This is a genomic window from Bacillus sp. 22190, assembly GCF_052045575.1.
Lineage (GTDB): Bacteria > Bacillota > Bacilli > Bacillales > Bacillaceae > Bacillus > Bacillus altitudinis.
On the sequence record NZ_JBQEPF010000021.1, the window covers coordinates 24,641 to 37,193 of the forward strand.

Below are 12,553 nucleotides of genomic sequence, written 5' to 3' on the forward strand. Positions count from 1 at the left end.
GAAACTGGTAGTTACTGAGAAAGGTGAATATTCGAGACAAGTGTTGACCTTTCAGAAAGGATGTTGAAATGAAAAAAAGATTTCAAATGTTAAACTGGCAAATGACAATTGTGATGACGACGCTTTTACTTGTTTTAGTCACTCTTTATATCTCAAAGAGATACTTTTATAGCAAAGAAATTGAGTTGCTGACAGAATCTTGTCAACAAGAAGACGGCAAAATTATACTAGAAACAAATAGTTTGACTATGGATTACTCCTTTGAGTGTAAGAAAAAATAAAACAGGCAGCTTTCTGCCTGTTTGACACCAATTAAAACCCTAAGTTTTGTAACCACTTGTTTAACAAGGCCTCTCGTTTCTCAGCGGTGAAGCGATCGTATTTTCCTAAATTTAAATGGGCTGAAATTTCACCGTCATTCATAAACAAAATTCTTTCAGAGCAAAGGGCCACTTTTGGATCATGGGTGACGAGAAGCAGAGTTGTTCCTTCAGAATTGATTTGTGAAAAAATATCCATGACTTCCTTTGTGGTTCTTGAATTAAGAGCACCTGTGGGCTCATCTGCAAAAAGAATGTTTGGTTCATTCATAAGAGCTCGACAGATAGAGGCTCTTTGGAGCTGTCCTCCTGATACTTCTGATAAATATCTATCAGCTAAATGATCAATATCAAGTTTCTCCATTAGATATTTTGCTCGTTCATTGACTTCTTTTCTCGGCATTTTCTTCGCTAAGTAAGCTGCAGCAATGATGTTATCAAATAGATTGAGGTTTTTTAGTAAGTGGCTGTGTTGAAAGACGAATCCCATCTCTGATAAGCGCAAAGCTGTTAACTGTTTGTCTGTCATTTCTGATAGCAGTTGACCTTTATATTTGATTTCCCCTCTGGAGGATGTCTCTATACCGCTAAGTTGATAAAGCAAAGAGGTTTTTCCACATCCTGAAGGTCCCATAATGGTGACAAATTCTCCACGTTTAATTGATAAGTGAATATTTCTAAGAATGGTCTGTTTTTGTCCTTTTAATGAATCAATTTGTAAAGACAATTGTTTCGCTTCAATTAATTGTTCCATGTGAAACATCTCCTTATGAAAGTGTATGACGGCTGATTTTACTAGAAAAAAAGGACTTCAATAACCACGAGATGACAGTTAAATTCACCATAAACAGCAGGAGAGGATACACGATCCAAACCCATTTCGGGGCTAACCACTGAAGGCTGGATGCTCCTAATGATGCTCCGCCTGCACTCATCAACGCCGGACCAATAGTATGAACAGCGATTGCTCCAATGAAGGCACCAATAGAGAGAACGACGATAAAACTTGTTAAGTATTGATAGGTTAAATCTTTTTGAGAAAAACCAATCGTCCTTAACAAGTGAGTACGATTTAAATCTTTCGCCCTTAACATGTGTAGAAACATCATTAACATGAGGCTGGCTGTTCCAAAAGCTGCGATGGTTGAAAATAATGCAATCACTTTTACTAGAGATGCGGTGCTTCCTATTGTTTGATGCACATATTCTTTCATATCTGTCACTTTTGCAGGAGACATATTTGTTTCAAGTGCTGCTTTTTTTCCTGCCATATCTATTCCTTGTTTTAATTGTATTTGAATGGTTTTCCAAAGGGATGATTGAGGAAAAGGCTGAGATAATGCTTTAGCAGTTTTCCCTCCGTTGGTGACGTCTTGATAAATGCCGGTAACCATTTTTTGAACTTGCTGCCCATTTGTGGCGAGAGTGACTTTTTCGCCTATCTTTTTCTGAAGTGAGTCAGCACTCAACACCGATAAAGCAATCTCTTCCTCCTTCAACGGTTCCCTTCCTTGTAAATAGGTGAGAGGGAATGCTGATAGATCACCTGTTTCTAAATAGAGCGTTTCTAATGTATTCTCCATTGTTTTGGCTTGTAGAGAAGTTGTTTCATAGACGGCAGATGTTTGAATGTCTTGGTCTTCGCTAATCATAGACTCTATTTTATTTGTACTTTTCTCTAAATGATTTCCCTGCCGAATATCAATTCGAAGGTCACTTTTTCCAGAGCCAAGATATGTGATGAAATCTGGTGATTGTAATGTGTACCATAACTGAATCGGCATCAACATTAAAAATGTACAAAGCGCGATAATACAAGTAATTGTTGAATACATCTTTATTCGCGAGAACAGATCTTTCAAACCAAACCAAAAATTTACTGGGAGGAATCTGTTTTTCTGGAGGTGCATAGGAATTTGTTTTTTATGGCTTGGTGAGCTTATGCCGCCTTGAATGGCTTGAGCGGCTGATATTTGACCAAATCTCCTTAGGACAGCATAGCTGAATGAGATGACGATCATTGCCGTCAAAATTGACACCAAAAGCGGGATCACCTGATGAATAAAAGAGAGGCGATTCCCCATATATTGCTGAATATTGGCTGTAAACAAATCACCAAACATGAGCGTCATTAAATATCCTGCTATACACCCTATACAGGCAAGCACAGCATATTTCCCAACGTATAATTGTTTGATTTTTGATAAAGGGATTCCAAGTACTTTTAAGATTCCAATTTCACGTTCATCCTCTTCTATAGCGGCGGTCATAGCGAGACGAAGAGAGAGGAGAGAAATGCTAATGAGCAGAAAGCAGACAAGAAGGAGAATGGCGATCACCATACCATCTGTTAGGGCATTCAGCATGCGAAGCAGGGGTAATGTGACAGCAGGCCCCTGTTGTGGCAGCTCAGATGATTGATAGAGTGATTGAAAAGCATCTGCTTGACCAGCATCATGCAATAAAAATTCAATTAAGTACTCCTTTTTTTGAAACACTTGATTCAGTGCCGCCCAGTCCGCATCATGCAGAAGAAATCTCTTTGAACTGACAAGACTTGGATTCATTTGGGCATCTCGTAAGAACGTTTTGATTTGAAAAGAGAATTGATGAGAGCCTTTTGTAATGAGTAACCTTTCGCCAATCTTTAAGTGGTATTTTTGTTGAAAATAAATAGGGACTGCTACTTCTCCTTTATTGACAGTGAGCTTTTCATTTCGTTCGTTTAAAAGGAAATCAAAATAGCGATTTTGCTTTACAAATAAATGATCCATCACACCCGCTTGAGCAGGCTCCTGCCCGAACTTGATGCTGACATGTTCGATCGGAATCATTGGAACAATTTGATGTGCCTTCACCATCGACTGTTTACTTGAAAATGTATCGACCGCTTTTTCATCTAAGCTCCCATCGTGCATTTGGACAAAGTCTGGTGCTTTGGCTGATTGGAGTAAATCAGAAATGGAACCATTCAACTGGACTGTCATTTGCGCAGCGCTTGTTGCTAAAAATGATGTCATCATGATGCAAAGGGTTAAGCCGATTGAAATGAGACGGTGGCGGGTTAGGTCTTTCTTGATAAACGTCAATCTCATGAGGCTGATTCTCCTTCATGTCGAAGCATATTTTTTGTAAGGAAGGCAAGTGCAAACATCAAGGCGCTGACGATTAACACGGTCACATACATGCTGGCGGAAAAAGTGTTGAACAAGAACCCGTACATCATTTGACCGAGCGGTGCAGCACATTGAGAGACCATTGTCAGATTGGCCATGACTTTTCCTAATTGAGCATTGGGTGTTTTCTTTTGCACATGTGAGATGACAACGATCGAAATCATGGTGAGCAGCATGGCAATTGGGAGACACCCTGCTAAAAAGAGAAAATAGGCTGGAAATGTCCCAAATTGAAGAGCCACCTTGGATGTTGAAAAAGCAACAGGCAGCAAAATGACTGCGATGACGAGCAGCCAGCGATACAAAGTAGGAATGCGCCAATGTTTCGCTACAAGCCCAACTAGCAGGGCGCCTGCGATGACGGCAAATTCAATGATGCCCATTCCTATTCCATACATGATGTCACTGCTTTTCATTGTGACCCTTAAAATAATGGGACCTCCAACGATAAAAAATGGTGTGAGGATGAAATTTAGCAGCGCTGCAAGCAGCATGGCTCTTTTTAAAAATGGCTGGCTTCCGATATAGGAAAATCCTTGTTTCATATCTTTCAAGAGTACTTTGGTCATCGGTTCTGCGAGTGGGCTAGGTGAGAAAGAGATATTTAACCGTAAAAGCATGCATGCTGATAGAAAAAATACAATGCTGCTAGCGCCTATGATGATCTGGCTCCCAATGAGTCCGTATAAAACGCCGCCAATGATAGGAGCGACAACACCTGAAAGGGCCTGCACGCCATTCACGATGCCATTCGCTTGTTCTAATTTTTCTTCTTTCACTAGCTGAGGAATACTCGACATCACAGCAGGAGCATAAAATGTACTCATGACACCAAGGAGAATCATGACGGCTCCAATCATATAAAGCGAATCATGACCTGAAAATAACCAGAAATAAAAAGCCAGAATCATAATGCCAGTAAGAACATCAAATAAAATCATCAAATTTCTTCTGTTAAACCGGTCAGCAATTGCTCCTGCTAATGGCGAAAGGAGGAGCGGGATATTGGATAAAGCGAAAAGCAGAGCATATAAATCAACGCGATGTGTCATATCCAAGACGTGTAAAGATAGAACAAAACGAATCAAGGAAGACCCGAAAACGGAAATAATTTGCCCGAGAACGAGATAGATAAAATGGGTGGAGCCATTTTTGGCTGATAACGACATGAAAATCACTCTCCTTTTAGACCGACCGTCAGTCTATAATGTATGCAGGATTGGTATTGAAGTGACCAATCACTGATTATTGTCTTCCGGTTCTCCAGTTAAACGTTGGAGAAGGAAGGAGAAACTTCCTTTTTCTGCATGTAATGAGGCTTCAAGGATTGCGATAAATGCTAGAGCTCGTTGTATACTTTCCGCTATGGTCCATTGGAAAAGTCCCTCATCAAAGATAACCTGTGCAGAAGCGAGGAGAAATTCGACAGTTTCTTGTGGGTAATCCGTTTGAAATATCCCTTCTTCTACCCCTTGCTGAATGACTTCTGCTAAAACGGGTGATAGCTCTGTAATGGCTTTGATCAAGCTTTTTTGGTGCATCTCTGCATTAGCAGGCTGATGAAATTGTTCGATCATGCCTTCTTTATGGCTGCCCTGTTTAGGAGATTGTGCCATGATGATGCGAAATAATTTATCGACCACTGAGATATCTGGATCAGCGGCAATACGCTTTGCCTCGATGATATCTGCTTTTATGATCCGGTCAATGATTGCATCCATCACTTCTTCTTTGGAAGTAAAGTAATAATAGAATGTGCCTTTTGCAATGCCAACGGCTTTGAGGATGTCAATAATTGTGGTTTGCTGATAGCCTTTGGTTGAAAAAAGCTTCTCTGCTGCATTTAAGATGTCATTTTTGCGTTCCTCAGGATGTTTAACGGTTCTCATAAAGCCATCCTTTCTTTTGACTAGACTGTCGGTCGGTCCCTTGATTTGATTAAACACTTTTTGGCGTATCTTTGTCAACGGCTGTTTTTTAAGCTTTGCATTTATTGTGCAATGACACTATGATACATTGAATGAAAACCCCTTCAGGAGAGATGCTGAATGCAATTTTTAACCAGTGAATTGGCGCAAGAGATGGTTGAACGTACGATGCATATTTTACATCAAAACATCAATGTCATGAATGCGGATGGTGTCATTATTGGGTCTGGTGAACGAAAAAGGATTGGACAAAAACATGATGGAGCACGTCTAGTGCTGTCAAGCGGAGATAGTGTGGAGATTGATCATGAGACATCCCACCGCTTAAAAGGCGTGAGGCCTGGAATCAATCTGCCTATTTGCTTTCGGGAACAAGTTGTTGGTGTCATTGGGATTACGGGTGAACCAGAGGGCATTCGTCATCATGCCGAGCTGGTGAAAATGGCAGCTGAACTCGTATTAGAGCAGTCTTTTCTACTTGAACGCTTCCAGTGGCGGCAGCGAATAGAGAGTGAAATTGTGAATCAGCTCATCTCCGAGTCTGACATGGGTGATCATCAGCTGAAGCACCGTGCTGACTGGCTTGGAATGGATCTAGACAAGCGGCGAATGGCTATTGTTTTTCAGCCGATTCCATCGTCCGAGGATACTGTACACAAAATGATGCATGCCATTCATTACGATAAGAATGCGGATGATTTACTAGGCATGACCTTCCGTCATGAATTAATCCTGTTAAGACAGCCCATATGTGACCATCAACTCAAGCATGTGATCGAACAGCTGCAGCAAACAATGGCAGGTGCAGTTGATGGACAAGTGCTCGTGGGTGTAGGAACTGTCGCTGAGGTCATGAGTCAATTACCGGTGTCCTTTCAGCATGCGAGAGAAGCCCTGCGGTTAGGAAAGGTGCTCCATCCAGAGGAAAGCATATATGTTTTTGAATCTTATCAGCTTGAAAGCTTGTTTATAAAAGCGAGAGCCGCCAAAGAGGACAAACGCTGGAGTGATTTTTATCATCCGCTGATACAAGAAACGGAACTCGTTCAAACGTTAAAGGTTTACATTGAAGAGGGCGGGGACTTACAAAGAATCGTTGATCGTCTATTTATTCACCGCAATACACTGCGATATCGTTTAGATAAAATCCAGGCATTGACCGGAAAAGATCCTCGTCATGTGAAACAGTTGATGGAGCTGTACATAGCACAATTGGACCATCAATTGTCTTAATTGTGCATTTGCACAACTGGAAGAAGAAATAAATAAAAGAAGTTCATCTGGATTCACAACTCGATCCCAATGGGTAAACGCTTACAATTAAGAAAAGACAAATAGGAGGGATGGAGTATGGGTGGAGATGTGACAATAAGTACATTGGGCGCATTGACTGCGCTTGTGATCGCTATTGTTCTCATTTTAAAAAAAGTATCACCTGCTTATGGCATGCTGGCAGGTGCATTTATTGGCGGTTTGGTTGGCGGTATAGATGTTGTGCAGACCGTGAACGTCATGATGGAAGGTGCAAAGGACATGATTCCGGCTGTTCTTCGAATCATGGCGGCAGGTGTACTGGCAGGGGTTTTAATTGAGTCGGGTGCAGCGTTATCTATTGCGGAGGCCATCGTGAAAAAGCTTGGAGAGGCGAGGGCACTTTTAGCACTCGCACTTGCCACAATGATTTTAACAACGGTGGGTGTTTTTGTAGATGTAGCAGTCATTACAGTAGCACCAATCGCGCTTGCCATTGCCAAGCGTGCAAAACTTTCTAAAACGGGGATTTTACTTGCGATGATTGGAGGAGGGAAGGCAGGGAATATCATGTCACCGAATCCGAATGCCATTGCAGCCTCTGATGCTTTTGGTGTCCCGCTTACTTCCCTGATGGCGGCAGGTGTCATACCGGCTATTTTCGGGATAGCCGTCACGTATGTATTAGCCAAAAAGCTTGCGAATAAAGGGACACCTGTTTTGGAAGAGGGAGCAGACCAAGGCGAGGTTCAAGTACCTGGTTTTCTACAAGCGCTTGTAGGCCCACTTGTGACCATTCTCTTGTTAGCCTTGAGACCGTTGTTTCAAATAAATATTGATCCAATGATTGCCTTACCAATAGGAGGAATTGTTGGCGCTCTTTTCATGAAAAAAGGGAAGTTTCTCAATGATTATGCGATGTCAGGGCTGCATAAAATGTCAGGTGTAGCGATCATGTTACTAGGGACAGGTACATTAGCTGGAATTGTATCGAATTCTTCCATGAAAGAGGTATTTATTCAGGCGCTTGACGCTTCGGGATTACCTCCTTACTTGCTTGCACCAACGTCTGGAATTTTTATGTCGGCAGCCACAGCTTCGACAACTGCAGGGACGGCAGTTGCAAGTGGTGTATTTAGCGGAACTCTTATTGGTCTTGGTGTATCTGCCCTTTCAGGCGCAGCTATGATTCACGCTGGCGCAACTGTTCTCGACCATATGCCGCACGGAAGCTTTTTCCATGCAACGGCAGGAAGTGTTCAAATGGATATAAAAGAACGGTTGAAATTAATGCCCTTTGAATCGTTAATTGGTTTGACATTAACCGTTGTATCGACCATTATCTTTGGTATTTTCCAGCTGTTCGGCTGAGGACTTAATGAGAAACGAGGGGTTTTTGGATGAAAATTGTGATCGCACCAGATTCATTTAAAGAAAGTTTATCTGCTTATGAGACAGCATGTGCCATTGAACGAGGATTTCGCTCTATTTTGCCACATGCAGAATATATGAAAATCCCAATGGCAGATGGAGGAGAAGGCACAGTTCAATCGTTAGTGGATGCGACAGGCGGAACCATTGTCCAGCAAGTGGTCACAGGCCCGCTTGGCAAACCTGTGGATGCCTTTTTTGGTATGTTGGGAGATGGGCAGACAGCTGTCATAGAGATGGCAGCAGCATCAGGATTACATCTTGTCCCGTCAGAAAAACGGAACCCCTTATTCACGACGTCTAGAGGGACAGGAGAATTAATGCTTGCAGCGCTGGATAAAGGTGCGAAGCATTTAATCATTGGGCTTGGCGGAAGCGCAACAAATGATGGCGGCGTTGGCATGATGCAAAGTTTAGGTGCTTCTTTTCTCGATAAAGCAGGCCAAGATCTCACGCCGGGCGGTGGATCACTGAATCAATTAGCTTCTATTGATCTATCTCGACTGGATCCAAGATTGCGATCAGTCCGTCTGGAAGTGGCGTGTGATGTGAATAATCCTTTAACGGGTGAAAGAGGAGCGTCTGCTGTGTTCGGTCCTCAAAAGGGAGCAGATACAGAAATGGTTCAACTGTTGGACAAGAATTTATCTCATTTTGCACAAGTGGCTAAGCAGCAGCTTCATGTCTCCTTTGGAGATGCGGCAGGTGCAGGAGCGGCAGGAGGACTGGGCGCGAGTTTATTAGGCTTTTTACAGGCTGATCTGCAAAAGGGAATCGATATTGTACTGAAAGCCGTACATTTTGCTGACGTACTCAAGGACGCTGACCTAGTCATTACAGGGGAAGGGCGGATTGATCAGCAGACCATTTACGGCAAAACGCCAATCGGTGTAGCCAAAGCTGCGAAACAATATGGACTCCCTGTCATTGGCATCGCTGGGTCCCTCTCAAAAGACAGTGCAGTCGTACATGATCATGGCATTGATGCACTCTTTAGTATTGTCCCTGGCGTCACGACTCTGGCCGAAGCCATGCATGATGCCAGTGTGTATGTAGAGAGAACAGCAAGGAATATTGCGGCTGTCATGACATTTGGAAGAGATAAGTAAATGATGAAAAATGTTTCCTTTTCTATCACATTCCTTTCTATAGAAATGTGGTAAAATGGTTCTAAATGAAAAAAAGTTGGAGGAAACACAAATGTCTAATCTACCGAATTGTCCATCGTGCAGTTCAACCTATACATACGAGGATGGCAGCATGCTTATTTGTCCTGAATGTGCGCATGAGTGGTCGCTAGAACAAGAACAAGTGGCAGAGGAGCAGCTTGTTGTCAAAGATGCGAATGGAAATCTATTAAGTGATGGTGACACGGTCACTGTGATTAAAGATTTAAAAGTCAAAGGTTCTTCTTCGGTTTTAAAAATAGGAACGAAGGTCAAAGGGATTCGTTTAGTCGAAGGCGATCATAATATTGATTGTAAAATTCCTAGCTTTGGCGCGATGAAGTTAAAATCGGAGTTTGTGAAGAAAGTATAATGACAAAGAAATGTTCTTCTCATAATTAGAATTTGGTCATGACAAGCTTACTATAAATGCTGAAGAAGAATGATGTATATGATTGTTGTTAACGTATAAAAAACACCTAAATTGTCAAAGGGATTCAATTCCTTTGCTCATTAGGTGTTTTATATTTTTATAAAGCTTTTATTTTTGAAGATCAGTTATCGATGGGGTGGTAGAAGTGGAATTTGGATATTTCAAAAAAACTGTTATGAAAAAAACGACTAAATGCATCCCTATTATCAATAAAGAAGGTGTCCCCATTGGATTCATAAAAAGATTTTATAAAAATAAAGTTGAGAGAATTTTGGATCATATTTTTGATGAGTTTTTTGTGAATGTTGAGGTTATGGATGCAAATTTGAATACTGTTGTAAAAGCTACAGAAAATTTATCCTTCAGATCTATGTACCGCTCAAATTGGAGCATAGAATGTAAGGAGAAAGGAAGGTTGATATTCGAAGATCAAACTAAAATCAAAACAAATCCAACGATGCGTTTCATCATCAATGATACTACCTATTATCTAAAGAAAGGTTTCGCAGATAAACGTGTTAGATTGGAAGACTCAAAGCAGACCATCGCTGACATTACATACGATAAAATAATACCACCTGCAACAGTCAGTATTGAAAAAAGACAAGGTGACCTAACTCTACATCTTATCGCTTGCCTCTATTATATCTTTATGTTGAGGGAGTAGCTGAAGTTAATATGTTTTATCATACTTAAAGAATTTGAAAATATACTATTTATGATTTAGGTTCTAATTCCTATAAAATTTAGTGAAGTCCCTTTCGTGCAATAAGATCTTATTAAAATGATTACCTTAACCTCACCTTAAAAAAGGCAGATGATTCTCTAAATTTTGCCTAATCCCCTTCACAACTTTTGGGCATTGCTGTACCATATGGAAGTGTTCTTCTATTTTTGACGGATCATGGTGTTTATCAGGAAATAGATGATAGATGATACTTAGACAAAGAAGGAGAGGTAACGTGACGAACGTTTTAGAACTGCAAAATGTATCTAGGCATATTCGCGGGAAAAAGATTGTTCAAGACTTGAGTTTCTCTGTCCAAGCGGGCGAAGTCTTTGGCTTCTTAGGGCCGAATGGCGCAGGAAAAACGACAACCATTCGCATGATGGTCGGTCTTTCTCCCATTACATCCGGTGACATTCTGATTAATGGCCATAGTATTCAAACCTCATATCAGCATGCCATCCAAGATGTCGGTGCAATTATTGAAAATCCAGAAATGTATAATCATTTAACGGCAAGACAAAACCTTGTTCATTTTGCCAGAATGAATGGAAAAGTGGATGAAGGTCGAATTGATGAACTGCTAGAACTAGTTAGTTTGCAGCATGTGAAACATAAGCGTGTCCGTACGTTTTCATTAGGAATGAAGCAGCGTTTGGGGATTGCTCAGGCATTGATACATAAACCGAAACTGCTAATCTTAGATGAGCCGACCAATGGACTAGATCCAGAGGGAATTCGTATGATACGAGATTACTTGAGAAGGCTGGCAAAGGAAGAAGGACTTGCTGTCATTGTTTCAAGTCACCTCATGTCAGAAATGGAATTGATGTGTGATCGTTTTGCCATTATCCAAAAAGGAAAGCTGATTGCGATTGAGGATCAGCGTGCGGAGACGAAGCAGGATGATTTGGTCAATTATCGAATGAAAGTAGCATCAAGTGAGCTTGAAGAAGCTCAAAAGCTCATTGAAGCATTTGAGGAAGGCATCACAGTTAGAGAAGAGGAGCAGTACTTATTCTTCTCCATCCTAGAAGAGAAAATGCCACAATTGATTCGTCATTTGAGCGAGGCTTCTATTCATTTGTACGAAATCAAAATAGAAAAACAAACCTTAGAAGATAAGTTCTTAAGCTTAACAGGTAAAAAGGAGGCAGACGTATGATTCGCCTCATTCAAAACGAGTGGATGAAAATCAGTTATCGTGTGGGTACTTGGATTATGGTTGGGCTTCTTGTTTTAGGTATGATTGCGACGTTGATTTTTGCACTTAAAACAAATGACGAAGATCAATCATCTGGAGCTTGGAAAGCCCAACTAGAGATGATGAATACTGAGAACAAGAAGGAACTCAAAGAAATAGAAAATGGTTACTTTAAAAGAAACCTTGAAAAAGAGATCGCTATTAATGATTATCGAATTAAGCATAACTTACCGCCAGCTGATCAGTTTAGCGACAGTGTATGGGACTATGTGAAAACAAACGCCAGTTTACTTCAGCTTGTAGGTGTGTTTGTGATCATTATCGCTTCCACCATTGTCTCGGCTGAATACAAGCATGGTACAATTAAATTATTATTGATTCGCCCACCATCAAGACTAAAAATCTTAATATCTAAATATATTACGGTGCAACTGTATGCTCTTCTACTGGTGGTGGTGCTGTTTATCTTGTCATTTATATTGGGTGCCATTTTCTTCGGACTCAATACTGATTATGTGAGTGTGATCTATCAAAATGGTGAAGTGATTGAACGCTCGCAGTTTGCCAATATGGTTTTTTATTATTTAGCTAATTGCGCAATGTTTGTTGTGTTAGGGACACTTTCGTTCGCTATATCAACAATTTTCAGAAGTGAAGCTATCTCCATTGCCATTAGTGTGTTAGCTTATATTGTAGGTGGAACGATTACAGGTATTTTAATGCTCTTCTTTGATTGGACAAAATATTTGTTATTCGCAAATGATCCATCCCAATACTTTATGGAACAGGTTACTGTTATCGAAGGCATGTCCCTAGGTTTCTCACTAACGGTCCTAGTCATTTATTGGGCCATCTTCTTGGCGGTTGCTTTAATCGTCTTCCAAAAGCGAGAAGTAAAAACAGGTTAATTTAACTTT

11 protein-coding genes are annotated in these 12,553 nt (G+C 40.9%); 7 read left to right on the forward strand and 4 right to left on the reverse strand.

The annotated features are described in order from the left end of the window. Nucleotides 1-312: 312 nt before the first annotated feature. The 4 genes from ACTJKA_RS18490 to ACTJKA_RS18505 all read right to left on the reverse strand — a co-directional run bounded on the left by ACTJKA_RS18490 (nt 313) and on the right by ACTJKA_RS18505 (nt 5,385). Nucleotides 313-1,074, reverse strand: coding sequence for an ABC transporter ATP-binding protein (locus ACTJKA_RS18490; protein ID WP_008347378.1), 762 nt, complete (start codon nt 1,072-1,074; stop codon nt 313-315). A gap of 13 nt (nt 1,075-1,087) precedes the next feature. After that, nucleotides 1,088-3,415, reverse strand: coding sequence for an FtsX-like permease family protein (locus tag ACTJKA_RS18495; protein ID WP_440607888.1), 2,328 nt, complete (start codon nt 3,413-3,415; stop codon nt 1,088-1,090). After that, a complete protein-coding gene (locus ACTJKA_RS18500; protein WP_366967560.1) occupies nt 3,412-4,665 on the reverse strand; it encodes an MFS transporter in 1,254 nt (417 codons plus the stop codon). Before ACTJKA_RS18500 ends, ACTJKA_RS18495 begins: the two co-directional genes overlap by 4 nt. 69 nt (nt 4,666-4,734) lie before the next feature. Then, nucleotides 4,735-5,385: a TetR/AcrR family transcriptional regulator gene (locus ACTJKA_RS18505; protein ID WP_440607889.1), complete on the reverse strand. Its 651-nt coding sequence runs from the start codon at nt 5,383-5,385 to the stop codon at nt 4,735-4,737. 159 nt (nt 5,386-5,544) lie between these two features. Here ACTJKA_RS18505 and ACTJKA_RS18510 point away from each other — a divergent pair, with 159 nt between their 5' ends. The 7 genes from ACTJKA_RS18510 to ACTJKA_RS18540 all read left to right on the forward strand — a co-directional run bounded on the left by ACTJKA_RS18510 (nt 5,545) and on the right by ACTJKA_RS18540 (nt 12,544). Then, nucleotides 5,545-6,657, forward strand: a complete 1,113-nt coding sequence (locus ACTJKA_RS18510) for a CdaR family transcriptional regulator (protein ID WP_440607890.1) — start codon at nt 5,545-5,547, stop codon at nt 6,655-6,657. 117 nt (nt 6,658-6,774) lie between these two features. Next, nucleotides 6,775-8,046 (forward strand): GntP family permease, encoded by a 1,272-nt coding sequence (locus tag ACTJKA_RS18515; protein WP_440607891.1) that lies wholly within the window; start codon nt 6,775-6,777, stop codon nt 8,044-8,046. Nucleotides 8,047-8,075: 29 nt separating this feature from the next. After that, nucleotides 8,076-9,215, forward strand: a complete 1,140-nt coding sequence (locus tag ACTJKA_RS18520) for a glycerate kinase (RefSeq protein ID WP_440607892.1) — start codon at nt 8,076-8,078, stop codon at nt 9,213-9,215. Between the two features lie 91 nt (nt 9,216-9,306). After that, nucleotides 9,307-9,645, forward strand: a complete 339-nt coding sequence (locus ACTJKA_RS18525; RefSeq protein ID WP_039962846.1) for a zinc ribbon domain-containing protein YjdM — start codon at nt 9,307-9,309, stop codon at nt 9,643-9,645. A gap of 205 nt (nt 9,646-9,850) precedes the next feature. After that, on the forward strand, nt 9,851-10,372 hold the full coding sequence (locus ACTJKA_RS18530) for a tubby C-terminal domain-like protein (protein ID WP_268357692.1): 522 nt from the start codon (nt 9,851-9,853) through the stop codon (nt 10,370-10,372). Nucleotides 10,373-10,667: 295 nt separating this feature from the next. Continuing rightward, a complete protein-coding gene (locus ACTJKA_RS18535; protein WP_008347360.1) occupies nt 10,668-11,597 on the forward strand; it encodes an ABC transporter ATP-binding protein in 930 nt (309 codons plus the stop codon). Next, nucleotides 11,594-12,544 carry an ABC transporter permease gene (locus ACTJKA_RS18540; protein ID WP_035703987.1) on the forward strand — a complete coding sequence of 317 codons (951 nt, stop codon included), beginning with the start codon at nt 11,594-11,596 and terminating at the stop codon, nt 12,542-12,544. The genes ACTJKA_RS18535 and ACTJKA_RS18540 overlap by 4 nt, the downstream gene beginning before the upstream one ends. The last annotated feature ends 9 nt before the right edge of the window (nt 12,545-12,553 follow it).

Excerpts from the sequence above, each read along its gene's own strand:
- ACTJKA_RS18540 (WP_035703987.1), top strand. The coding sequence starts at position 11,594 with ATGATTCGCCTCATTCAAAACGAGTGGATGAAAATCAGTTATCGTGTG.
- ACTJKA_RS18500 (WP_366967560.1), bottom strand. The coding sequence starts at position 4,665 with ATGTCGTTATCAGCCAAAAATGGCTCCACCCATTTTATCTATCTCGTT.
- ACTJKA_RS18520 (WP_440607892.1), top strand. The coding sequence starts at position 8,076 with ATGAAAATTGTGATCGCACCAGATTCATTTAAAGAAAGTTTATCTGCT.
- ACTJKA_RS18495 (WP_440607888.1), bottom strand. The coding sequence starts at position 3,415 with ATGAGATTGACGTTTATCAAGAAAGACCTAACCCGCCACCGTCTCATT.
- ACTJKA_RS18505 (WP_440607889.1), bottom strand. The coding sequence starts at position 5,385 with ATGAGAACCGTTAAACATCCTGAGGAACGCAAAAATGACATCTTAAAT.
- ACTJKA_RS18510 (WP_440607890.1), top strand. The coding sequence starts at position 5,545 with ATGCAATTTTTAACCAGTGAATTGGCGCAAGAGATGGTTGAACGTACG.
- ACTJKA_RS18525 (WP_039962846.1), top strand. The coding sequence starts at position 9,307 with ATGTCTAATCTACCGAATTGTCCATCGTGCAGTTCAACCTATACATAC.
- ACTJKA_RS18490 (WP_008347378.1), bottom strand. The coding sequence starts at position 1,074 with ATGGAACAATTAATTGAAGCGAAACAATTGTCTTTACAAATTGATTCA.
- ACTJKA_RS18515 (WP_440607891.1), top strand. The coding sequence starts at position 6,775 with ATGGGTGGAGATGTGACAATAAGTACATTGGGCGCATTGACTGCGCTT.